The sequence below is a fragment of the Pararobbsia alpina genome, from assembly GCF_965118125.1.
In the GTDB taxonomy this organism is placed as follows: Bacteria; Pseudomonadota; Gammaproteobacteria; order Burkholderiales; family Burkholderiaceae; genus Pararobbsia; species Pararobbsia alpina_A.
In genome coordinates, this window is the sequence record NZ_OZ221288.1 from 303,562 (window position 1) to 327,038 (window position 23,477).

At 63.1% G+C, this 23,477-nt stretch carries 22 protein-coding genes; 13 read left to right on the forward strand and 9 right to left on the reverse strand.

Annotated features, from left to right (window positions below; all coding sequences use genetic code 11):
- The first annotated feature begins 8 nt into the window (after positions 1–8).
- Together ACMFWR_RS19830 and ACMFWR_RS19835 are read left to right on the forward strand one after the other, a co-directional pair.
- Positions 9–1,172 (forward strand): 4-hydroxyphenylpyruvate dioxygenase family protein, encoded by a 1,164-nt coding sequence (locus ACMFWR_RS19830; protein ID WP_413196399.1) that lies wholly within the window; start codon positions 9–11, stop codon positions 1,170–1,172.
- A gap of 84 nt (positions 1,173–1,256) precedes the next feature.
- Positions 1,257–3,257 carry a bifunctional sugar phosphate isomerase/epimerase/4-hydroxyphenylpyruvate dioxygenase family protein gene (locus ACMFWR_RS19835; RefSeq protein ID WP_413196400.1) on the forward strand — a complete coding sequence of 667 codons (2,001 nt, stop codon included), beginning with the start codon at positions 1,257–1,259 and terminating at the stop codon, positions 3,255–3,257.
- Between the two features lie 71 nt (positions 3,258–3,328).
- Here the strand turns inward: ACMFWR_RS19835 and ACMFWR_RS19840 are convergent, their stop codons facing one another.
- Positions 3,329–4,291, reverse strand: coding sequence for a threo-3-hydroxy-L-aspartate ammonia-lyase (locus tag ACMFWR_RS19840; protein WP_413196401.1), 963 nt, complete (start codon positions 4,289–4,291; stop codon positions 3,329–3,331).
- Between the two features lie 303 nt (positions 4,292–4,594).
- On the opposite strand from ACMFWR_RS19840, the gene ACMFWR_RS19845 reads away from it, so the two are divergent.
- On the forward strand, positions 4,595–4,963 hold the full coding sequence (locus ACMFWR_RS19845) for a DUF1488 domain-containing protein (RefSeq protein WP_413196402.1): 369 nt from the start codon (positions 4,595–4,597) through the stop codon (positions 4,961–4,963).
- Positions 4,964–4,984: 21 nt separating this feature from the next.
- The gene (locus ACMFWR_RS19850; protein ID WP_413196403.1) at positions 4,985–5,560 is read left to right on the forward strand and encodes a hypothetical protein; all 576 of its coding nucleotides are present in this window, start codon (positions 4,985–4,987) and stop codon (positions 5,558–5,560) included.
- 169 nt (positions 5,561–5,729) lie between these two features.
- On the opposite strand, the gene ACMFWR_RS19855 is transcribed toward ACMFWR_RS19850, so the two are convergent.
- A complete protein-coding gene (locus ACMFWR_RS19855) occupies positions 5,730–6,635 on the reverse strand; it encodes a LysR family transcriptional regulator (RefSeq protein ID WP_413196404.1) in 906 nt (301 codons plus the stop codon).
- Positions 6,636–6,883: 248 nt separating this feature from the next.
- Here ACMFWR_RS19855 and ACMFWR_RS19860 point away from each other — a divergent pair, with 248 nt between their 5' ends.
- From ACMFWR_RS19860 to ACMFWR_RS19900, 9 genes are all read left to right on the forward strand, one after another.
- On the forward strand, positions 6,884–8,041 hold the full coding sequence (locus ACMFWR_RS19860; protein ID WP_413196405.1) for a muconate/chloromuconate family cycloisomerase: 1,158 nt from the start codon (positions 6,884–6,886) through the stop codon (positions 8,039–8,041).
- Between the two features lie 65 nt (positions 8,042–8,106).
- Positions 8,107–8,397: a muconolactone Delta-isomerase gene (catC, locus tag ACMFWR_RS19865; RefSeq protein ID WP_413196406.1), complete on the forward strand. Its 291-nt coding sequence runs from the start codon at positions 8,107–8,109 to the stop codon at positions 8,395–8,397.
- A 41-nt stretch (positions 8,398–8,438) separates the two neighbouring features.
- Positions 8,439–9,350, forward strand: a complete 912-nt coding sequence (gene catA / locus ACMFWR_RS19870; protein WP_413196407.1) for a catechol 1,2-dioxygenase — start codon at positions 8,439–8,441, stop codon at positions 9,348–9,350.
- A gap of 488 nt (positions 9,351–9,838) precedes the next feature.
- Positions 9,839–10,741 carry a hypothetical protein gene (locus ACMFWR_RS19875; protein ID WP_413196408.1) on the forward strand — a complete coding sequence of 301 codons (903 nt, stop codon included), beginning with the start codon at positions 9,839–9,841 and terminating at the stop codon, positions 10,739–10,741.
- A 254-nt stretch (positions 10,742–10,995) separates the two neighbouring features.
- A complete protein-coding gene (locus ACMFWR_RS19880) occupies positions 10,996–12,180 on the forward strand; it encodes a catalase family peroxidase (protein WP_413196409.1) in 1,185 nt (394 codons plus the stop codon).
- 16 nt (positions 12,181–12,196) lie between these two features.
- Positions 12,197–12,733 (forward strand): cytochrome b, encoded by a 537-nt coding sequence (locus tag ACMFWR_RS19885; protein WP_413196410.1) that lies wholly within the window; start codon positions 12,197–12,199, stop codon positions 12,731–12,733.
- A 142-nt stretch (positions 12,734–12,875) separates the two neighbouring features.
- Complete coding sequence (locus ACMFWR_RS19890; RefSeq protein ID WP_413196411.1) at positions 12,876–13,934, forward strand: branched-chain amino acid ABC transporter permease; 1,059 nt, start codon at positions 12,876–12,878, stop codon at positions 13,932–13,934.
- Positions 13,931–15,739, forward strand: a complete 1,809-nt coding sequence (locus ACMFWR_RS19895; RefSeq protein WP_413196412.1) for an ABC transporter permease subunit — start codon at positions 13,931–13,933, stop codon at positions 15,737–15,739. Before ACMFWR_RS19890 ends, ACMFWR_RS19895 begins: the two co-directional genes overlap by 4 nt.
- The gene (locus ACMFWR_RS19900; protein WP_413196413.1) at positions 15,736–16,524 is read left to right on the forward strand and encodes an ABC transporter ATP-binding protein; all 789 of its coding nucleotides are present in this window, start codon (positions 15,736–15,738) and stop codon (positions 16,522–16,524) included. Before ACMFWR_RS19895 ends, ACMFWR_RS19900 begins: the two co-directional genes overlap by 4 nt.
- On the opposite strand, the gene ACMFWR_RS19905 is transcribed toward ACMFWR_RS19900, so the two are convergent.
- The 7 genes from ACMFWR_RS19905 to ACMFWR_RS19935 form a co-directional block, all read right to left on the reverse strand.
- Complete coding sequence (locus tag ACMFWR_RS19905) at positions 16,521–16,907, reverse strand: hypothetical protein (RefSeq protein ID WP_413196414.1); 387 nt, start codon at positions 16,905–16,907, stop codon at positions 16,521–16,523. The two genes, ACMFWR_RS19900 and ACMFWR_RS19905, sit on opposite strands and share 4 nt — an antisense overlap.
- Before the next feature lie 148 nt (positions 16,908–17,055).
- Positions 17,056–18,525: a glycosyltransferase family 2 protein gene (locus tag ACMFWR_RS19910; protein ID WP_413196415.1), complete on the reverse strand. Its 1,470-nt coding sequence runs from the start codon at positions 18,523–18,525 to the stop codon at positions 17,056–17,058.
- A 93-nt stretch (positions 18,526–18,618) separates the two neighbouring features.
- Positions 18,619–19,221 (reverse strand): cytochrome b, encoded by a 603-nt coding sequence (locus ACMFWR_RS19915; RefSeq protein ID WP_413196416.1) that lies wholly within the window; start codon positions 19,219–19,221, stop codon positions 18,619–18,621.
- Positions 19,222–19,530: 309 nt separating this feature from the next.
- Positions 19,531–20,568 carry an anti-sigma factor family protein gene (locus ACMFWR_RS19920; protein ID WP_413196417.1) on the reverse strand — a complete coding sequence of 346 codons (1,038 nt, stop codon included), beginning with the start codon at positions 20,566–20,568 and terminating at the stop codon, positions 19,531–19,533.
- On the reverse strand, positions 20,565–21,113 hold the full coding sequence (locus tag ACMFWR_RS19925; protein ID WP_413196418.1) for an RNA polymerase sigma factor: 549 nt from the start codon (positions 21,111–21,113) through the stop codon (positions 20,565–20,567). Before ACMFWR_RS19925 ends, ACMFWR_RS19920 begins: the two co-directional genes overlap by 4 nt.
- Before the next feature lie 198 nt (positions 21,114–21,311).
- Positions 21,312–22,670 (reverse strand): glutathione-disulfide reductase, encoded by a 1,359-nt coding sequence (gene gorA / locus ACMFWR_RS19930; protein ID WP_413196419.1) that lies wholly within the window; start codon positions 22,668–22,670, stop codon positions 21,312–21,314.
- A gap of 370 nt (positions 22,671–23,040) precedes the next feature.
- The gene (locus ACMFWR_RS19935; RefSeq protein ID WP_413196420.1) at positions 23,041–23,463 is read right to left on the reverse strand and encodes a DUF1810 domain-containing protein; all 423 of its coding nucleotides are present in this window, start codon (positions 23,461–23,463) and stop codon (positions 23,041–23,043) included.
- Between the last annotated feature and the right edge of the window lie 14 nt (positions 23,464–23,477).

The window sequence follows — 23,477 nt, forward strand, 5'->3', positions numbered from 1 at the left end:
GACCTGATATGACCAGTGACTTTCCGAACTCTGTCGAACAACGCACTGCCGCCGCGCCGGATCGGGCTAACCCGCTCGGCACGGCCGGACTCGAATTTGTCGAGTTTGCGGCGAATGACGCGTCCACCGTCGGTGCGTTGTTCGAACAGCTCGGTTTCACGGCCGTCGCGCGGCATCTGAGCAAAAACGTCACGCTTTACCGGCAGGGGCGCATGCATTTCCTGCTGAATGCAGAGCCTGACTCCTTCGCGCAGCGATTTGCCGATGAATATGGCGCGGGCATCTGCGCGATCGGCATTCGCGTGGACGATGCGCAGCGCGCCTACGATCGCGCGATCGATCTTGGCGCCTGGGCGTTCGAGGGCGAGCGCGTCGGCGCGAGTGAACTCACGATCCCGGCCATCCAGGGGATCGGTGATTCGCACATCTATTTTGTCGATCGATGGCAGGGCCGCGCGACTGCGGGCGAATCGCGTCAGGGCACATCGATTTTCGACGTTGATTTCCGGCCGATCGAGTCCACCGACTCGGCGCGGGCTGCGGGTGATCCAGGTCGCGCAGGTGCTGACCACGCGGCGCGTGATGCCGACTACTACGGTGTGGGTCTCGTCGACGTTGACCACCTGACACAAACCGTCGCGCCCGGCGGCATGCAAGAGTGGCTCGACTTCTACCGTGATTTGCTGAATTTCCGCGAGATTCACGAAATCCATGCGAACTGGCGCGTGTCGCCCGACTCGCGAGTCATGGTGTCACCGTGCGGCGGTGTGCAGATTCCGTTGTACGAAGAAGGCACGCGCCGCACCGCGCTGATGCACAGCTACTTGCCCGATCATCCGGGCCAGGGCGTCCAGCATATTGCACTAGCCACAGCGGACATCTTCGCGACGGTCGATGCGTTGCTTGCTCGCGGCGTCGAGCTCATCGAACCTCCCGCTCGCTACTACGAGCAGATTCGCTCTCGACTGCCGAATCACGGCCTCGATATCGATGCACTCGCGCGACGCCGCCTGCTGGTCGACGGCGAGATCGACCCGGACGGGCGTGCACGCCTGTTCTTGCAAACCTTCGTCAAACGACGCGCTGGAGAGATGTTCTTCGAGATCGTCGAGCGGCGAGGGCATCATGGTTTCGGCGAAGGCAACCTCGACGCGCTCGCACGCGCGCGCTGAGCGCGCCCACGCGTGCGGATCGACGTTGCCTCCGCCTGGTTTGTACGCGCGGTAGCCCCGCGTGTTTACGGTCAAGGAGTGGCTGTGCAGCGATCGATCGCAACAGTGTCATTGAGCGGCACGCTCGAAGAAAAGATTCGCGCATGCGCGACGGCAGGTTTCGATAGCATCGAGTTGTTCGAAAACGACTTGCTCTGCAGCGTGCATACGCCCGAGACCATCCGGCGTATCTGTGAGGATCAGGGGATTCGAATCTCGCTGTATCAACCTTTTCGCGATTTCGACAGTACGGACCCGTCGCGATTCGCGCGGAATCTCGATCGCGCCAGGCGCAAATTCGAACTCATGCATCGGCTGGGCACCGACACGATTCTGGTGTGCAGTCACGTCGGCGCTGATGCGGTGGCCGATCATGCGCAACGCGTCGAGCAGTTCGGGCAGCTGGCGCTGCTGGCTCAAGCGGAGCAGATTCAGGCCGGTTATGAAGCCCTTGCGTGGGGGCGATACGTCAATTCGTATCGCCAGGCATGGAGTGTCGTCGACGCGGTCGATCATCCGAATCTCGGGCTGGTGCTCGACAGTTTTCATACTTTGTCGATCCGAGACGACCTGACGGCGCTCGACACGATTCCCGGCGATCGCATCACGTTCGTACAGCTTGCCGATGCGCCGATTCTCGCGATGGACGTGCTGGAATGGAGCCGGCATTTCCGGTGTTTCCCCGGACAGGGATCGTTCGATCTCGCTCCTTTCGTCGCACCGATTCTTCGTCAGGGGTACGCCGGACCGCTGTCGCTCGAAGTGTTCAATGATGGTTTTCGTGCGGCGCCCACGCGCGCGACGGCGCTCGATGGCCTGCGTTCGTTGATCTGGGTCGAAGAGATTGCTCGCGTGCATCTTGCGCAACGGTCCGCTGCCCCGTGCTCCGATACGAATCGGCGCATGCAAGGGGAACTGACGCAAACTGCGGCGCAACCAGCGACTGAAGCAACGACTGAAGCAGCGACGCCCAACGGTTTCGCCTTCCTTGAATTCGCAGTCGACGACGCCACACGGACTCGACTTGCCGACTGGCTGGGTCATTTTGGCTTTGCGCGCACGCGCCGGCATCGCTCGAAGCGTGTGTCGCTCTACCAGCACGGACCGGTCAACCTGATCCTGAATGCCGAGCCCGATTCGTTCGCCGATCGCTACTACGATGAACACGGTTTGTCGCTGTGTGCCGCGGCACTTGACGTCCGCGATGCCCAGGCCTCGCTGGACCGCGCGACGACGTTCAAGTATCCGCCGTACAAAGGCCGCATCGGCCCGGACGAGCGCGAGATTCCGTGCGTGTCGGCGCCTGACGGAAGCTTGATTTATCTCGTCGAAGAGCAAGCCAGCGGGCCGACCATCTACGACATCGACTTTGTCGCCGCGGAAGACAATGGGACCGCTGCACATTCCGGCAACGATGCGGACAATGACGCGGACGAAGGTCGATCGAACGGCGACGCCGACCTGACCGGAATCGATCACCTGTGCATCGCGTTGCCGCGGGAAGCGATCGACACCTGGGTCTTGTTTGCACAAGCCGTGTTCGGCCTCAAGGCGGAGGCGCAATGGATGTTGCCGGACCCTTATGGTCTGGTGCGTAGCAGGGCACTACGAAGCGAAGACGGCAGCGTGCGCATTTCGCTGAACAGCTCGGACGACACACGCACCAACGTCGCGCGAGCGCTATCCACGTACGGCGGTCCAGGGCTGCACCATGTCGCATTCAGCACACGCGACGCGATGGCCAGCGCCGCGCATCTCGCCGCGCGCGGCGTGCCGATGCTGCCGATTCCCGCGAACTACTACGAAGATATCGCTGCGCGCTTCGGTCTTCCGGAGCGATTTGTCGAACGCCTGCAAGAACTCAATTTGCTCTACGACCGCGACGAACGCGGAGGGGAGTTTCTTCACGCCTATACGCAGCAGATCGGCTCGCGGTTCTTCTTTGAGATCGTCGAGCGTCGAGGTGGCTACGATGGCTATGGTGCCGTCAACACACCGATTCGCAACGCGGCCCACGCGTGGCTGCGCACCGCCCTGCAACAGTAAGCGGGTCAGTTACCGATGAGTTGCTGATCCAAGAGCGATTGACCAGCGATCAATTGGCGAGCAGTTGCCGATCAGTTGCCGATCAGCGAACAGAACCGCTCGAGATCGACGTTGCCGCCGCTAATGATGATCCCCACACGCTTGCCGCGCAGCGACGCCTTCATTTCGCGCGCCGCCGCAAAGCTCAGGCAACCCGTCGGCTCAACAACGATCTTCATGCGTGATGCATAGAAGCGCATCGCATCGACGAGTTGCTCGTCCGTCGCGGTGAGAATGTCGTCGACATTGCGGCGAATGATTTCGAATGTGATCTGGCCGAGGCTTTGCGTCTGAGCGCCGTCAGCGATCGTCTTCGGGGTATCGATGTGCACCCGCTTGCCGCTACGGAACGACTGTTGACCATCGTCACCGGCGGCAGGCTCGACGCCATACACCTTGCAGTCGGGCGAAAGCGCGCGCGCTGCGAGCGAACAACCCGACAGCAGCCCGCCACCGCCGAGGCAGACAAACAAGGCATCGAGCGGACCGACCTCGTCGAACAACTCTTTGGCGGCCGTGCCTTGACCGGCCAAGACATCAGGATGGTCAAACGGCGGGATCAGCGTCATGCCGTGCTTCTCGGCGAGGCCGCGTCCGATCGCTTCGCGATCTTCCGTATAGCGGTCATACGTAATGACGTTCCCGCCGTAGCCCTTGGTCGCCGCGACTTTCGAAGCGGGCGCGTCGAGCGGCATCACGATCGTCGACGGAATGCCAAGCAGCGAGGCCGACAGGGCGATCGCCTGTGCGTGGTTGCCCGATGAAAAGGCCACGACGCCGGCGCGGCGCTGCTGCTCGTCGAACCGGGACAGCGCATTGAAAGCACCGCGGAATTTGAACGCCCCCATGCGTTGCAGGTTCTCGCACTTGAAAAAGACTTCGGCGCCGAAGTCCGTATCGACGGTGCGCGAACGCATGACCGGCGTGCGGTGCGCATGGCCTTCGATCCTGCCTGCAGCGGCAACGACATCATCGTACGTAGGGAGATTCTGCATGGTGTTCCGTGGTGATCGACTGAGGAAAGTGACGGTACGCGAGGCTTCGCCGATATCGCGTGTGACGCCCGCACCGGCGCGGCCCACGGATTATAGGCTCACCACGCCAGGATCCCGCGCGGGCACAGTGCTTGCGGACAAGACACAGTACTTGCGGAAAAGATGTTGATCGACGCGCTGACGCTGATCGGCGCACTGACGCACGCGTATCAGTGCTAGCGGCGCTCAGCGCAGGCGATCGCGTTCAGTCGCGTTCAGTCGCAGTCAGCCGAAGCCGTGAGCTGCACACAAGGGGGTACTGTCATGCGTATCGAGTTTCCCGAAGGCCAGCGTGTCTGGAACGGATCGGAATTACAGGTCGATTTTCCGGTCAGAGTCGATAACCGTGACGTGCTCTGCGCCATCTCGGCAGAGGCGCTCGAAGACCATTTCGGCGCGGATTCGCCGCTCGAGGCGGACGTGCTGGGCGCATTCGATCACGAAGCCCAGCGCATTCATGCGATCTGCCGTCGCGCGCTTGAAGATAACCAGGGCCAGCCCGTCGTATTGCGCAGCGGGCTGATACGCCTGATCGATGCGCAAGACGCTGAAGTCAGTTCTTCCACCGATCGTCCGGCACGACAAACCGGCGCGCACAGCGATGCGCACGGCCGTCGCCGTGGCGATCACTGACAGGACCGTCAAGGAGGCACTATGTCCCTCATCGTTGCAGGCCGGTTCCAGACGTTAGACCGCGCCGAGGAAGTTGCTCACCACCTGATCGATGACGATGGCTTTCAACGAGACGACGTCAATGTGTTCTACGTCAATCCACCGGGGCAGCATGCGCGCTATCCGGTGGGCGGCGACGAGCATACCGACGCTGCCATGCAACCCGGCAGGCAGAGCATGTTCGTCGGCGTCGCGGCCGGCGTCATCATCGGCGCGGGCGTGGGGTACGGCGCCATGCAGATCCTCGAGCTCAACTGGCTCGCGCCGTTGATCATGATCGCGGTCGGCGCCTATCTGGGGTCGCTAATTGGCGCCATGGCCAAGGCCAAGCCCGCGCACGAAGACACCGGAACGCAGGTCACGTCGCATGAAGTCGTCGAGCCGATCCGGGAGTCGGGCGTCATGCTGGCCGTGCACGTGACCGAGGATTCCGAAGTCCGTGTCGAGGACGAACTACGCCGCGCCGGCGCGCGCGATGTCGAGCATGCTTCAGGAAGCTGGAACAACGGGAAATGGTCCGACTTCGATCCGCTGGCGGCGCCGCTAACTGTGCATTAAGCGTGCATTGACCGCGGATTGACCGTGCAATAAGCGGCGCGGCTGTGGGGCGCGTGCCGGACGCATGTCCGGCCCGGGTGCGCGAACCGCTTGCCTGCGATGCCGTGCTGGGCTTGGACCCAATGGGTTCGCCGGGTCGGTTTCGGGTCGATTGCCTGAGCGGGTTGTTCTAGTCGGACTCCTGACTCGCTTCGGCCTCGAACGTTTCGCGTGCGAATGTTGTCAGCAGCGTCGATTCGGGCGATGCATCGTGCATGCGTGTGCTCATGATGATCGGCGAGATGACGTGGTTGTCGGTCAACGGCCGATACACCACGTCGTCTCGCCTGAGCCTCTGAATGCTGGCCGGCACGAGCGATACGCCGATGCCTGCGGCGACCAGCCCGAGCGCGGTCTGTAATTCCTGCACCTCGTGCACCGCCCTGGGCTCGAGGCCGTGATCGCGCAGCGCGGACAGCACCTGATCCGCGTAACTCGGTCGCGGCATGCGCGGGTAAGCGATCAGTGTCTGCGCCGCAATCTCCGCAAGGCTCACTGCCTGGTTTTTTCCCGCCAACGCATGATCGGCCGGCACGGCAGCAACGAGCGGCTCATCGCTGAGCACCTCGCGCCGGACGTTAGCGTCTTCGAAACGGACGCGGCCGAAGCCGACGTCGATTCTTCCCCCCGTGAGTGCTTCAAGCTGCTCGAGCGTGTACATCTCGAGCAACGTCAGTTCGACGTTCGGGCACGCTTCACGAAACCGCCGGATCACGCGTGGCAGCGGCCCGTACAAGGTCGAAGGCACAAACCCGATCACAAGCCGGCGCTCAAGCTGCGCGACCCGGCGCGTCATCGTCGCGAGTTCGCCGGCCTGTTCGAGCAGCCGCAACGCATGGGTATAGAAAAACCTGCCTGCCTCGGTCAGCCGCAGCGGCCGCGGGCCGCGCTCGAAAAGCGGTGTGCCGAGTTCCTCTTCGATCTGCTGGATCTGTCGGCTTAGTGGCGGCTGAGAAATATTGAGCCGCTCGGCGGCCCGCGTGAAGTTCTGCTCGTCTGCGACAGCGACGAAATAACGAAGGTGGCGCAGTTCCATTCCGGAGTCCGGTTTTAAGGTTCGCTTACCCGAAGCGCTTCTCAGGTCCGCTTCTCAGGTGCGGTTCGCACTGTCGCCTTTTAGTCCTGCCTCTGAATCCTGCTGCTCAGCAGGCGGTCCGAGAAGGATTTGGAGGGCTCGCCAGGCGACTTTATTCAATACCTCAAAGGTATGAAGTCAGTCTAAAAGTGTCTTGGACACGGTGCAAGCCCCTTATCTATTATCAAATCCAACTGATTCGAACTGCGTTGATACCTGTGAAGACTTTTATCGAAGAGATCGAAACGATGCTCGTGGATGTCCCCACGATCCGCCCGCATCGGCTGTCTGTGGCGACGATGAACCGCCAGACACTGGTGCTCGTGCGTGTGCGTGCGTCGGACGGCGTTGTCGGGCTGGGCGAAGGGACGACGATCGGCGGGCTCAGCTACGGCGAGGAAAGCCCCGAAAGCATCAAAGTCAATATCGACACGTATATCGCGCCGCTGCTGGTCGGGCAGCCTGCGGACGAGGTCGCGCGGCTGATGGCGGGCATCGGTGCGGGCGTGCAGGGCAACCGGTTCGCGAAGAGCGCGATCGAGACGGCGCTGCTCGACGGGCAGGCCCGGCGCCTCGGTGTGCCGTTCAGTGAGTTGTTCGGCGGGCGCGTGCGCGACACGCTGCCGGTCGCCTGGACGCTCGCCAGTGGCGATACGACGCGCGATATCGCCGAGGCCGAGCGCATGCTCGAGGCTCGCCGCCACAACGTATTCAAGCTCAAGATCGGCGCACGCGCGCTGCAGGACGACGTCCGGCACGTAGCGGCGATCAAGCGTGCGCTCGGCGATCGCGGTGCCGTTCGCGTCGACGTCAACCAGGCATGGACGGCCACGGAAGCGGTCGGTGGCCTGCGCATGCTGGCCGACGCGGGCGTCGAACTCGTCGAGCAGCCGATCGCTGCAGCGGATCGCAACGGGCTGAAGCGCTTGCGGGATCTGGGCGTGGTGCCCGTGATGGCTGACGAGGCGCTGCACGGCCCCGTCGATGCGTTCGCCCTGGCTCAGCGCGAGGCCTCCGACGTGTTCGCGGTCAAGATCGCGCAGTCGGGCGGGCCGCGCGGCGCAGCGAATGTGGCAGCCATCGCGAACGCCGCGCACATCGATCTCTACGGCGGAACCATGCTCGAGGGCGGTGTGGGCACGATGGCGTCGGCACAGCTGTTCTGCACGTTTGCCAGCCTCGCATGGGGCACGGAGCTATTCGGGCCGCTGTTGCTGACTGAAGAACTGCTGCGCGATCCGCTCGATTATCACGACTTCATGCTTCACGTGCCGTCGCGCCCGGGGCTCGGCATCGAGCTCGACGAGGACAAGCTCGCGCGCATGCGTCGCGATGCGGCGAGTGCTCCGATTGTTTCGATCGCCTGAATAACCGGCGACACGTTGACGACACACGATGAGTCCCCACGAACCCAGGAATTGACGAGGCACGCATGCTGTTCAAGGTCGAAATGGAAGTCCGCCTGCCGCACGATATGCCGGCCGAAGAAGCGGACCGGCTCAAGCAAACCGAGCGCGAACGTTTTCAGGTGCTGCAGCGCAGCGGCAAATGGCGCCATATCTGGCGCGTCGTCGGCCGCTACGCGAACGTGAGCATCTTCGATGTCGAGAGCCCGACGGAGCTCCACGACCTCGTGAGCACCTTGCCGTTGTTTCCGTACATGCAGGTCAAGGTCGAAGCCTTGTGCCGGCACCCTTCATCGATTCACCAGGACGACCGCTGAACCCCCAATACGACAGCGGCATTTCATTCTCAGGAGGCATCATGGAACGAGCAGCCCTTGACGCGCTGTTGAAGCGCATCGAAAGCACCGAGACAGGCGCAGGCAACGCACGGGTCAAGCAGATCACCAACCGGATCGTGCGCGACCTGTTCTATACGATCGAGGATCTCGACGTACAGCCGGCCGAATTCTGGCATGCGCTGAACTGGCTGGCAGGTGCGGGCGCGAGCGGCGAACTCGGTTTGCTGGCCGCGGGTCTGGGTTTCGAGCATCTGCTCGACCTGCGCATGGACGAAGCCGAGGCAAAGGCCGGTATCGAAGGTGGCACGCCGCGTACGATCGAAGGCCCGCTGTATGTGGCCGGCGCGCCGGAGAGCGTGGCATTTGCGCGCCTGGACGACGGCAAGGAAGAGGGCGAGCTGCTGTTCATGCAGGGACGTGTGCTGACCAAGGACGGCAAGCCCGTTGCCAATGCATTGGTCGAAGTCTGGCACGCAAACAAGCTCGGCAACTATTCGTACTTCGACAAGACGCAGTCGGACTTCAATCTGCGTCGCGGCATCCGTACCGATGCCGAAGGGCGCTATCAATTCCGCAGCATCGTTCCGGTCGGCTACAGCGTGCCGCCCGGCGGCTCGACCGAGCAACTGCTGAGTCGTCTTGGCCGTCATGGCAGCCGGCCCGCGCATATTCACTTCTTCGTGTCGGCACAGGGTTTCCGCAAGCTGACCACGCAAATCAATATCGAAGGCGACCCGCTGCTTTGGGAAGACTTCGCCTTTGCGACGCGTGATGGTCTGGTGCCGTCCGTCAAGCGCATCGACGATGCCGCCGAGCAGAAAAAACTCGGTGTCGATCAGTCGTTCGCTTCAATCGATTTCGATTTCGTGCTGCACGAAGAACAGGCCGGCGTGCCGATCGCTGAAATCGAGCGTCGCCGCGCGCTTGCTTAAAGGCATATCAGCGCACGCAAGCAGTACCGTCACGATGCCGATCGGCCGCACACGTTCGCTGAGCGTGTGCGGCCGTTGCTTTTGCTCACGATTCTTTCTTGGCTAGAACGCGTGTTCGGGCCTACGATGGTTATTGCTGTGCCTATCGGAGGACGATGGCTTCTTTAGTGGCTTCGACGGTGGTTTCAAACGAAGCCGCTATCTACGCTATCCATCGCATCGACATGACGTCGTTCTGAAATGACGTTGTTACGAGGGGCATATCGAAGCGGCAGCACCGCAAGTCGAGCAATACCGTAAGTCGCAATACCTGATTGCATGCGAATGTCATACACGTGACAACGGGTGGCGTATCGCATGGTGTGGGGAGGACGTTGGGAAACGATGCGCTTGTGTCGTACCCGACGGCCACACGTCCAGTCGAACAAGAAACAGGGTTGATCGTGACTAAGCCGGCACGCCATTCACGCGCCTCGCGGCGCGTTCGTGTGAATCGCACAGTAACTGCTTCTCCTCTTGTCGGCGTGACCTTGCCCAGCGAGTCCGGGCGATTGCCCGAAGCGCTGCTCGCAGGCACCCGCCCCATCGAACTGCAAGCGCCGCACGCACGCTCTTCCAGAATTCATTGCGACCTCGACTTCGAGGCACTCGCCGCGCATATCGGCAATCATCCGATGCATCGCGCGGACGACGTCTTTATTCATGTCGTCAACGCTTCGACGTCACCGGGTGGACACCTGACGCAATCGGGTGCCGGGCCGAATTTCGACGGCGGCCTGATCAGCCTCTGCTCATGCAGTCATGGCATGCGCGCGACGCTCGATCCGCAAGACTGGCCGGGCCGATGGATCGCAGGCTTTACTTCTTACACCGGCGAGTTCGGCCATCAGCAATATTTACGCTATCTGATGCGAGTGGGCGAGGCCTATGCCTCGCATCACGAACTGGCGACCGCGCTGATCGGCAGCGGACGAAGCGATGTGCTCGATGCCAAGGATGCCTCGCGCCATGCATCGGGAGACATCTGGCGCATGAAGCCCGGCAGCGTGACGCAGACCGGACACTGGCGGGCGTCGACCTATTGCCGTCCTGTCATCGGACATGCGCATCGCGAGGACATCGACGACGAGACCTGGCATAAGGACATCGAGTACGTCGACCGTTATGGGCGCCGGCCGGCCTTGCTGATCGGCGACCCCGGCTGGAGCTTTGTGTGGAATCAGCCGTTTATCTGCAAGACGGACCCGGGTCCGCTGCGCGGCCATCGGCGCATTTCGGTCAAGGCCTTGCTGACCCACTTGCGATCCAGCCTGCCGGAGCGCGCGGAGGACGCCGTGCTTCTGGGCATCGCCTCCAGTTCGGTTCAGCCCGGCCCGGACCGGGAAATCTGACCCGGAAAATCTGACAAAAAAGTCATGAACACGTCACCCGGGCGTATGTGCCCGGGCGCGACCATCTGCTCATGGATTCACGTGCACCCGGGCGGCCGACTGGCCCCCCGGCGCTGATCTGGCGCGGCCTGCGCCGACGCGTGACATCCCGTTCCCCCGAAGTTCTGATCCGGCTTGTCGATCGCGCCTGGCGGTTCGACATGTCGATCTGACGCGTGTAATCCGCTACGCCGCGCGCGGCACAGGAGCAGCAGATGGTTAACCGTATGCCCCCGGGCCAGCCCGGGGCGAAGCCGCCGCAGAGTGGTGGTGCAATTGCAATCAGATGGGCCGTGATCGGCGCATGCGTGGTGATCCCGGCGCTCGGGTTTGCCTACGTCGGCGGCTGGCTGACGCCGTCACACTTGTCGACCAACAAGATCGTCAGTGCCTTGCAAACGAATGGTGGCGACCATCCGGGGTACCGCCGCAATCATGCGAAGGGCGTCTGCGTCTCGGGTTACTTCGAAAGCAACGGCGCGCTGGCTGCGTACTCGACGGCTGAAGTCTTTGGCGCGGGGCGCACGAATCTCGTCGGACGGCTGGCGATTCCGGGCGGCAATCCTTATGCGCCCGACAGCAGCGCGCCCGTTCGCAGCTTCGCCTTGCGCCTGACGCAGTCGGATGGGCAGCAATGGCGTACGGGCATGAACAATATCCCCGTGTTCCCGGTGGCCACGCCGAAGTCGTTCTATGAACAACTCGTCGCGACACGGCCCGATCCGACGACGCACAAACCCGACCCGGACAAGGTCAAGGCCTTCTTCGCGTCGCACCCGGAAACGAATGCGTTCCGCGCGTGGGCCAAGACAGCGCATCCCTCGGCCAGCTTTGCCAGCGAGACGTATTACAGCCTCAATGCGTTTTATCTCGTCGACAAGGCAGGTGAGCGCCATGCCGTGCGTTGGCAGACGGTACCCGAGACGTCGGGTATGGCGATGTCGGGTATGGCGATGTCCGCAGCAGCCGCATCGGCTGCTGGCGCCGGTGCAGGTGCGGGTGCGGGTGCGGCCGCATCGGGTGTCGCCGCCGCCGGCAGCGCCAACGATCCGAACTACCTGAGCCAGGATCTGAGCGCGCGCCTTGCCAAGGGTCCGCTTCGCTGGCACCTCGTGTTTCAGTTCGCGGACCCCGACGATACGGTCGATAACGCGACGATCGCCTGGCCTTCGTCGCGTCGCACAGTCGATGCGGGCACGATCGTGGTCGAACGCGAGCAATCGCAGGAAGACGGGCTGTGCCGCGACATCAACTATGACCCGACCGTGTTGCCAAGCGGCATGACGGTGTCTTCCGATCCGTTGCTGGCGGCACGCTCGGCGGCGTACGCGAAATCCTATGAATTGCGCACGAGCGAAGAATCGGGTGCGCCGGGCTTCGAGCCCAAACCGACTCACTGAATCCGGGGCATCGAACATGAATGAAACGACGCATTTCAGCGGCGCGCAGCGGCTGCTGCACTGGACGATGGCGGTGCTGATCCTGGCGATGCTGTTTATCGGGGTGGGCATGGTGGCCAGCGTCTCTGAACGCCATACCTGGCTCATCGCAGTGCATAAGCCGCTGGGCATCGCGATTCTGCTGCTGGTGATCGTGCGGGTCGTGGTCCGGCTGCGCAACGGCACGCCGCCGTTGCCCGCTGATATGCCCGGACCCCAGAAGCTCGTCGCGCACCTGTCGCACCTTGCGCTCTATGGCCTGATGATCGCGATGCCGCTGCTTGGCTGGGCGATGGTCTCGGCAGGCGGTTATCCGGTCACCTTGTTCGGCGGCTTTCATTTGCCGCCGATCGCACCGGCCAGCGCATGGTGGTTTGCCCGCTTGCATCTTGCGCATACGTATCTGGCGTACTTGCTGTTCGTGACGGTGCTCGGCCACCTCGGCGCGGCACTGTTCCATGGCCTGATCCGCCGCGACGGCGTGCTCTCGAGCATGGCAACCAGCGGGCGTTGAAGGGTCGACCCGGTCCCCGAAGCATCGGAAAAGTTGACAGCGCCCACGGTGAACTGGCATATCGTCGGTTCACCGTTGGTTGCCATCGCGTCGAACGCGCTGGCGCCGGCTGATTCAGTCTGGTCCGATTGCCTTCAAAACCATGGATTTATCGATTGCCGCGATCCTCGCGCAAGACGGGATCACGAGCGGCGCGATTTACGCTTTACTCGCGCTGGGCCTGGTGCTCGTGTTTTCCGTCACGCGCGTGATCCTGATTCCCCAGGGAGAATTCGTCTCCTATGGCGCGCTGACACTGGCCACCCTCGAGTCGCAGAAATTCCCGGCGACGTGCTGGCTGCTGGTCGCGCTGGGCGCGGCGAGCTTTGTCGTGGAAGCGGTCGCCGTGTTGCGCGGCCACCGCGGTCACGCGTCGCGGCATCGGGCGCTGATGGGCGCCACGCTGCGCGACCTCCTGTTCCCGCTGGCCGTGTTCGGGCTTGCGCATCTGCTCGCCCCGCGCGCCGATCTGCCGTTCTGGGCGCAACTGGCGCTGACGGTCGCGATCGTTGTGCCGATGGGGCCGTTCATCTACCGGCTCGCGTTTGAACGCGTCGCCCAGGCGAGCACGCTCGTGCTGCTGATCGTTGCGGTCGCCGTGCATCTGGCGCTTGTCGGACTCGGTTTGCTCATGTTCGGCGCGGAAGGCTCGCGCACGGCGAGTCTCACCGACGCGAATCTGTCGGTCGGCGGCATGAGCGTATCGGGTCAGAGCCTGTGGGTTGTCGCGACGGCGCTCGCGCTGATCGTCGCGCTCTATCTGTTCTTTGGTCGCACGCTGACCGGCAAGGCATTGCGCGCCACCTCCATCAATCGCCTCGGCGCCCAGCTGGTCGGTATCGGCACGACCCGGGCCGGGCGCATCGCGTTCACGCTGGCGGCTGCACTCGGTGTGCTGAGCGGCATCCTCGTCTCGCCGCTGACCACGATTTACTACGACGGCGGCTTCCTCATCGGCCTGAAGGGCTTTGTGGGCGCCATCATCGGCGGGCTTGTCAGTTATCCCGTTGCCGCTGCGGGCGCGTTGCTGGTCGGCCTGCTCGAGTCCTATGCGTCGTTCTGGGCGAGCGCGTACAAGGAAGTCATCGTGTTTGCACTGATCGTGCCGGTGCTCTTGTGGCGCAGTCTTTCGACGCCACAGATCGAGGAGAGCGACGAATGAGCGCTACCTGTCCTCGTGTCGGGGGAATTGCCCCGAGTCGCATCGCACTGGGTGTCTTCGTTGTCGTGCTCTTCGCATTGCCGGTGTTGCCCGGGCCGCTTGCGGTGCCGGAGTACTGGATCACGCTGCTGAACTATATCGGCCTGTATTCGATCGTCGCGCTTGGACTCGTGCTGCTCACGGGTATCGGCGGCATGACGAGCTTCGGGCAGGCCGCGTTTGTCGGGCTCGGCGCGTACTCGACGGCGTGGCTGACGACGCAGTACGGCGCGTCGCCGTGGATCGGTCTGCTTGCGGGTATCGCTGTCACGACGGTCGCGGCATCGCTGATCGGCGCAGTGACGATGCGCCTGTCTGGACACTATCTGCCGCTTGGCACGATCGCGTGGGGGCTGTCGCTGTTCTTCCTGTTCGGCAATCTCGACTGGCTCGGCAAGTACGACGGAATCAACGGGATTCCGGCGCTCTCGGTATTCGGCTGGTCGCTCGATACGGGACGGCGGATCTACGTACTGATCTGGATCGTCGTACTCGGCGCCATCGTCTCGGTGCGCAACGTGCTCGACAGCCGTCCCGGACGGGCGATTCGCGCGCTTCGCGGCGGCGCAGCCATGGCCGAGGCGATGGGTGTCGACACCGCGGCCATGAAAATCGCCATCTTTGTGTATGCGGCGGTGCTCGCCTCGATCTCGGGCTTTCTATACGCGCACCTTCAGCGCGCGGTCAATCCGACGCCGTTCGGGCTGAACTACGGTATTCAGTACCTGTTCATGGCGGTGGTCGGTGGCGTATCGCATGTCTGGGGCGCCGTGCTGGGTGCAGCGGTGTTGACGGTCTTGCAGGACTGGCTGCAGTCGGTGCTGCCCCGGTGGCTCGGATCGAGCGGCAACTATGAGGTCATCGTGTTCGGCGTGCTGATGATCGCCTTGCTTCAGTTCGCGCGCGAAGGCATCTGGCCTGTGCTGGGCCGCCGGTTCGAACGACGCCGTGTCTGGCGTGCCGATGCACGCGCACAGACGCTCGCGCGGCGGCCCGTGGCCAACGCCGGCGAGCCGTTGCTCGTTGTCGACAAGGTGCGCAAGACGTTTGGCGGGCTGATCGCTGTCAATGATGTGAGCTTTGCCGTCAAGCCGGGCGAGATCGTCGGACTGATCGGCCCGAATGGCGCCGGCAAGTCGACAACCTTCAATCTCGTGTCGGGTGCGTTGCGCGCGACCAGTGGCGAGATCCGTTTCCGCGCCGAGCGCGTCGACGGTCTGCCCGCGCGCAAGATTGCCGCGCGCGGCATGGGCCGCACGTTCCAGCACGTCAAGCTGATGCCGCGCATGAGTGTGCTCGAAAACGTGGCGCTCGGCGCGCATCTGCGCTGCCGTGGCGGTATCTGGCGCGCGCTGCTGCGAATCGACCGGACCGATGAAGTGAGCCTGCTCGCGGAGGCGGCGCGGCAGATCGAGCGCGTCGGACTCGGTGCGCATATCGACGATGAGGCTGGCAGCCTCGCGCTGGGTCAGCAACGCATTCTGGAAATCGCGCGCGCGTTATGCGCGGACCCCGTGCTGCTGTTGCTCGACGAGCCCGCGGCCGGTTTGCGCTATCAGGAAAAGCAGGTGCTGGCGGCGTTGCTCTCGCGCCTGAGGGAAGAGGGCATGAGCATCCTGCTGGTCGAACACGATATGGATTTCGTCATGAACCTGACCGATCACGTTGTCGTCATGGAGTTCGGCACGCGCATCGCCGAAGGCACGCCCGCAGAGATCCAGACCAATCAAACAGTGCTTGATGCCTATCTCGGGAGTGTCGAATGAGCGAGACGCACGACATGCGCGGGATCCACGCGACACGCGACGTCCTTGAGGTGCGTGGACTGTCCGCGCGCTACGGCAAGGTCGAGGCGCTCAGCGGCATCGACCTCAATCTAAAGGCCGGGCAGATCGTCACCGTGATCGGCCCCAACGGCGCGGGCAAGTCGACCCTGCTCAACGCATTGATGGGTGCCTTGCCGGCGCAAGGTCAGGCGACGGGGGAAATCCGGCATCTCGGCGAGCGCGTCGAAACACTGTCCATCGAGCAGCGCGTTGCGCGCGGTATCTGTCTCGTGCCCGAGTCGCGTGCGTTGTTCTCGACGATGAGCGTCGAAGATAATCTGCGCCTTGGCGCATGGCGGCGCAGCAAAGCCGGTGAACGCCGCTATCTCGATCAGCTTGAGCCCGTGTACGCGCTGTTTCCGCGTTTGCGTGAACGGCGGCGTCAACAGGCTGGCACCCTGTCGGGCGGCGAGCGGCAGATGCTCGCGATCGGCCGCGCGTTGATGGGCAAGCCCGACTTGCTGATGCTCGACGAACCGAGCCTCGGCCTCGCCCCGCTCATCACGCGAGACATCCTGCGCATCGTCAGCCAGCTGCGAGAGACGGGCGTGGCGACGCTGCTGGTCGAGCAGAACGCGCGCGCCGCGCTCCAGGTCGCGGATTACGGCTACGTGCTCGAGACAGGCGGCGTCGTGCTCGAGGGCCCCGCGAGCGAACTCGCCGCGAACCCTCGCGTGATCGAAACGTACTTGGGATTCGGCCGGGGCGCCCAGAGCCGCGCTTAGTGCCTGCGGCGCATGAACGAGCCATGGAAGAAGTGATCGTGATGAAAGTGCGAATGATCGACGATCACGACGTCCGCGCCGAAGCCGAAGAACGGGTAGCCCCACACGGTCGGGTCGTAGACGAGAAACGTGCCGGCGGGGTAGCCCGCGCCGCTGTCGTCCTGCACGAGTTGCCATTGGCCTGATCCGTCGCGGCAGGCGCGGGTCGGCAGATGCGCGACCGTGCCATCGAGCAGGACCTGGGCTTCGACATCACGACAGTCGAAGGCTTTCGCGGGGGGCACGGCGGAGACAGGTTCGGGTGCCGGAGCGGCGGCACATCCGGCAAGCAAGGTGGATACGATCAGCGAAGCGCGGGCAACGCGGAAAGAGATCGGAAACATGGCGGGCTCCCGGCGATGCAACAAGGGATGCAGCAAGGGATGCAAGAAGGGGCGCACTGCGCGTCGATATCAAGTTGGATATCGGTGTTGCACACACCCGTTGCATGAACCCTTTGCACACACCTTGTAAACGAGCCCGCTTTGCGCCTTATTCCGTCTGGCGGCGACGCGCGCGAAGCCCCAGCAGCCCCGCACGATGCTGAACGCCCCACGTCTTGCGACGACCCAGGAAGTGGAACCAGCCGAGCGTCGCACCGGTATGACGCAACAGCTGAAACGTGAACGGTTCGGTGATCGCGGCCAGCAGCGCCATGCCGATACTTGAGGTCGTCGCATTGCGCGTCCAGCGTCGATACAGATACACCGACCACAGGTGGAATGCGAGATCGATGATGATCTTGCCGACGATAAACGCGAGCGCAGGCCCGAACGACACGAACTCGCCCGTGAATAAAAACCCAAGTAGCAACGCAAACGCGGTGAGGCCGTAAATCGGCTGCACGGTGTCGAACGCCTTGATCGGCAGCATCAATAAACCGACGGCGCCATAGCGACGGTCGCCGATCATGTCGCGATTCCAGTATTGCGTCTGCAGGAAGCCGGCGAACCAGCGGCGCCGTTGACGCAGAAACGATCCGAGCGTGCTGGGTGCGTCGGTGAATGCCTGAGCGGCGCCGATCACACGCACGGTCCATCGCCTGTCGTAGTCGACTGAATAGCGGCGCAGCCGATGGATCAGCTCATAGTCTTCGACCAGGCATTCGGGGTCGAAGCCGCCGACCTCGATCAATGCTTCGCGGCGGAAACACGCAAACGCACCCGAGATCAGCAGCAGGCTTTCGGCGCGCATCCACGCGTAGCGCGAGACGAAGTTGCGAATGTATTCGTAGGTCTGAAACCACTGGAAAAAGCGGCCTTCGCGTGTCTTGCCACACAGCGGCGTCAGGATGCCTGCGGCCGCAACAAGCTCGCCTTCGGTCGAGAACGCACGGCGCATTGCGCGGCACGCGTCGGGGGCGAGCAGCGTATCGGCATCGACGGTCATCAGTGCATCCGTGCCGACTGCAGTGATGGCCGCGTTCAATGCACGCGCCTTGCCGCCATGCGTGACACGCATCCAGCGCAGGGTCGGATGCGTCGGACTCGGTGCACTCAACTCGCCGTCCGGCGCCTGCACCAGTCCGTAGCGCTTTGCGAGCACCTGGGCGGTCGCGTCGCTCGAACCGTCGTCGGCGATCACGATCTCATCGGGGGTGTCGATCTGGTCGAACAGGGCCTGCAGCGTGACGGGCAGGACGCTTGCCTCGTTATAGGCCGCGACGACCACGCCCAGCGTCACCGGGCGAGGCGGAGGCGAAGAGGCCACAACGTCAGGCACTTCGCGGCGCAGCAGCGAGAGCGATTTGAAGGTCACGAACACCAGCAGCACGGTGTCGTAGGCGATATAGGCAATGCCGGCCGACCACGCGAGTGCACCTTGCAAAAAGAATGCACGCGCGAACAGGAGGAACCACAGCACGATCACGCTGCCGTGGATCAGCACGCTGATGACGGTGCCACGACGCGGCGTAATGCGAGGGGAGTGGACGGCGAGGGCTTGCTCGAGGGGGGTATTCATCAACGATTCAAGACGTGTACGGCGTGGTGAAGCAACCAGTGGGCGTGCCATGCATGCGGTGGCGATGCATGGCCGCCTGACTCAGACTCGGATCTAGGGCAGCATGCGCTTGATCACCGACTTGCGGTCGATGAACTCATGCTTGAGCGCACCCGCAATATGCAGGCCCACCAGCACATAGATCACATAGGCGAGCGATGTATGGATCGCCCCGAACAGGTCGTGCAGATGTTCCTTGAGCGCGGGGGGCTGGTTCATGACAAAGCCCACGCGCGGAAACGGGATCACGTTGAACAATGTCATCGGATGCGTCGCCGCCGCCTTCCAGGCCGAATCATGGAGCCATCCCGACAGGGGCATCGCAAAGATCAGCACGTACAACAGGATGTGCACGACATGCGCGCTTTTACGCTCCCACGACGGAAAGCTGTCAGGCAACGGGGGCGGACGATGCGTCGCGCGCCAGAGCAGGCGCAGGATGCCGAGACCCAGCACCGTGATGCCGATCGACTTGTGCGTGTCGATGACCGGGCGAACCCAGTCGTCGGGCAAGGAATCCGAGATGAGCGCGAGCGCCACGTTGACGATGATGCCGATTGCGATCAGCCAGTGAAGAACCATCGCCGTACGCGTGTAGCGCCCGGCGGGGAAAGAAGCCGCTGCCGTATCGCGCAGCACTTCGGGTCTTGCGGTCATGGTGAACTCCGGATGCGGGGTTGACGGCGCGTGCTGTCGCGTCCCGACGCCTGCTGCGGTGGCGTCGACGTGTCATCACGTGCACCGGTTCGACGAGTTGCGGACGGTGTCGTTCCGATGCGTGCCGTTTCAATGAATAACGCCTGCGCGGCAAGGCCTATTCCAACGATGTCTCAACGACGTGCTAACGATGTGTTAACGACGCGTTAGCGACGTTGTAACGACGTTGTAACGACGTGCCAGGACGCTGATCGTTCGACGCGTGCCAACACGTACGTCGACCTCATGTTGCGTGATGGCAGCGCCTGTTTAGTCGACGCGAATCAGCGACGGGTTGTCCGTGAGCTGCCGATGCAGCGCGGCAAGATCGACGACATCGTTGTGGCCTATCAGCGCGAACGCGAGCTTATCCTGACTCCATGAAACGACATCCATGCCATAAACATGCTGTGATTTCATCGGCTGATCCTGCTTGGCATCGATGACGCACAGCGCGACGGGGTCGCCCCTTTCAGGCAGATACACGATCTGGATCAGCGGGCGGCCGCGAAAACGCAGGCGCTGGATGCGTTTGAACGTCAGGCCCGCCTGGCGCAGATCGGGAATCGCAATCGGTAAATGGTCGTCTTGCCGGACCTCGTCGATCAGACGTGCATCGATCGACGCGCTATCGGGCACATCGGCCACGGTCTCGCGGGTGTACAGCTCCTGATAGCCGGCGGCGGCTTCGAGCCAGGGCGCGACGCGCGGCTCGAACAGGTGGCCGCCCTTGAGTGCGGCGCCGCAGATAAAGGCGCCGGCGATAAAGGCCGCCGCGAGCCAGAGCCCGGACCGGCGCGGCCGGCGGGCTTCCCGGGTATCGCGTGCCTCGCGCGCGGCCGCGAGCGAGGCAACGGCCGCTGTCGGACGCCCGGCAGACGGCACGTCGCCGGTTCCGCCGCGCGGTGCGTCATGCGCGGGGTCAGGGGCCTGTGATGCCGCTTCGAGGGGGGCATCGGCCTCGTCGCGAGCGCCGGCACGGTGATCGAGCCCTGACTGTTCGAAATCCGACTGGTCGAAGCCGTCGACGGCGATCGGGGCCTCGAACGTATCGCCTGCGCGAGCCGGTCGTGCCGGCGCCACGCCTGTGAGCGCCAATTCGGTGACGAACGCCGCGAGGCTGGCAGGCACGGGCGGCACCGGGCGGCGCGCGTACGCAGCCTGATAAGGGAGGACGGAGGCGCGCAGCAGCGCCACGCGATGCGCCAGCTCGGGAGAGCCTGCGATCGCCTGTTCGATTTCGGCGCGGCGCGACGGCGGCAATTCGCCGTCGACGTAGGCCATTAGCAAAGTGTCGTCGAAACTCATCTGACGGAGTCCTTCCGCGCATCGTGATCGGTGTGGGCATGCGGCGACGGTGCGGTGAATTGCGCACCGAGCGTCAGGCGTGCCCGGGATAAACGGCTCATGACGGTACCGATCGGTATTTCGAGTATCTCCGCGGCTTCGCGATAACTGAGTCCTTCAACAGCAACGAGGAGCATGACCACACGCTGGGCATCGGGCAGCGCGTCGACCGCCTCGAGGACCTGCTTGTACAGCAAGTCCGAGGATGGATCGGACGCAGCCGGATCGGCGACGGTCTCGACGAGCGCTTCGTTCCATTCGATGCGAGAGCGGCTGCGAATCTGCCTGGCGCGGATTTCGTCGATCCAGATTGAATGGACGATCGAGAACATCCAGCTCAGTGCCGACGTGCCCGGCTGCCATTGGTGACGCCGCTCGAGTGCGCGCACGCAGGCGCGCTGCGCCAAATCCTCGGCGTCGTGGCGGTCGGCGGCAAGGCGCAGCGCGAATGCCCATATTCGGGGCAGCAATTCGGGCAATAAAGCGGGCAGTTCGTCACGCGTCATCGACGGTTTCCTCGTTGCGATGACGCAAGTCTAGCCAAGGTTTGCGGCCTCTGCTCGTGAAACAAATGGTAATCGACGCGACTCGTTCAGGCGCTCCTGTGGGGCTGTTCTTGCGGAATAAAACGCCGAAAGGTGGCGTTTTATTCCCGCGCCGGGCCCACGTTTTTGAGGAATATTTTTCGGGCCCGGTATAGAAGGCTATGCGGCGATGGGGGTGCGCATGGTGACGAATTCTTCCGCCGACGTCGGGTGAATGCCGATCGTGTCGTCGAACACGCGCTTGGTCGCACCGGCCTTGAGGGCGACGGCCATGCCCTGGATGATTTCGCCCGCCTCGGCGCCGACCATATGCACGCCGAGCACTTTGTCGGTGTCGGCGTCGACGATCAGGCGCATGAAGGTCTTTTCGTTCGACTCGGTCAGGGCCAGCTTGAGCGTGCCGAAACGGCTTTCGTAGACCGTGATGTTGTGCCCGGCCAGCACGGCCTGATCTTCGGTGAGGCCGACCGTGCCGATGTGGGGCAGGCTGAACACCGCGGTCGGAATGCCGTGGTAGTCGACCGGCCGATATTCGGCCGGGCGGAACAGGCGCCGTGCGACGGCCATGCCCTCGGCCGTGGCGACCGGCGTGAGCTGGACACGCCCGATCACGTCGCCCAGCGCGAGGATCGACGGCTCGGTGCTGACGTAATGCTCGTCGACGCGAATAAAGCCGTCGTCGTTGAACGTGACACCGGTGTTTTCGAGGCCCAGGTTATCGACCATCGGACGGCGGCCGGTCGCGAACATCACGAGGTCCGTTTCGATCGTGCTGCCGTCGTCGAGCGTGACGCTCAGGCTGCCGTCGGGCTGCTTGTCGATTCGCTTGATGGTGGTCCGGAAGCGCAGATCGAGGCCCTTCTTGGTCAGTTCGTCGCGCAGATGTTCACGGATCGAGCGATCGAAGCCGCGCAGGAACAGTTCTCCGCGATAGATCTGCGTGGTCCTGGCCCCGAGACCATTGAAGATCGATGCGAATTCGACCGCGATATACCCGCCGCCCATGACCAGGACACGCTTGGGCAACTGGCCGAGGAAGAAGACTTCGTTGGACGTGATCGCGTGTTCCTTGCCCGGAATGTCGGGCACATTGGGCCAGGTGCCGGTTGCGATCAGGATATGTTCGGCGGTGAAGCGCTCGCCGTTGACCTCGACCGTATGCGGATCGACGAGACGGGCATGACCCTCGAACAGCTTGACGCCGCTCTTGACGAGCAACGAGCGATAAACGCCGTTCAGCCGCTGGATCTCTTCGTTCTTGTTGGCAATCAGCGTGGGCCAGTCGAAGGTCGGCGCGCTTGCGGTCCATCCGTAAGCGTGTGCCTGTTCGAGATCCTCGCTGTAGTGCGCGCCGTAGACCAGCAGCTTCTTGGGCACACAGCCGACATTGACGCAGGTGCCGCCGAGATACCGGCTTTCCGCGATGGCTACGCGAGCACCGAAGCCCGCCGAAAATCGCGCGGCGCGCACGCCCCCCGATCCTGCACCGATGACAAAGAGATCGTAGTCAAACGCCATGATGGTTCTCCGCTTCCATTGGGAAACTGCTATCGAGTGGGCTTGAGTCTAGGAGAGTCCCGCCGGCGCGTGAATGCTTCGGAGGCTCTGATTCATGCTCGCAGATGTCATCACGCTCCATGGCGGTCTCAGGAATGACTTGAACCGCTATTGTCCGGGAGCCGTGTCTTTATTGCATGTCGGTCCGATGGGTCGCTCGGAGGCAGGCAGTGCCGCCCCGGGGCAAGCCGGTTTGCAGAGATCCGGTGCCCGACGGGCAGCGCAGGGTGAGGGTGAGCCGGTGCGGATGGGGCTAAACCAAAGATTTAACCCATGGATTTAACGCATGGAACTCGTGCACAGAGCGCATGCATGGAACTCACGCAGCGCATTAGCGCATCAGATGGAGCGTCTGCGGATCAGCTTCGCCTTCGAAGTATTTGTCGAGCGCCTCGTCGAACTCGTTATCGTCCTCGGCGACTTCGGCAAACAGCGTCATCGACGAGCGGAATTTGAGTTCGTCGGGGTAACCGAAGATCTGCTCGATCGTCCGGTCTTCGAGGTCATTGACGATCCGCGTGACCTCCCGGATGCGTGCGCCAAGCACCGGGTGCTCAAGATAGGCTTCAGCTTCCTCGCGCGATGCAATGGCGTACGTCTGCGCCATGTCGCTTTTGCCGAGCCCCTTGAACTGGGGAAAAATGAACCACATCCAGTGCGATTTCTTCTTTCCGGCAGTGAGTTCGGTCAGTGCCTGGTCGTAGACCGGCGACTGCGCATCGACAAAACGGCGAAGCTTGAAAGGGTCGCTCATCTTTAAGAGTCCTC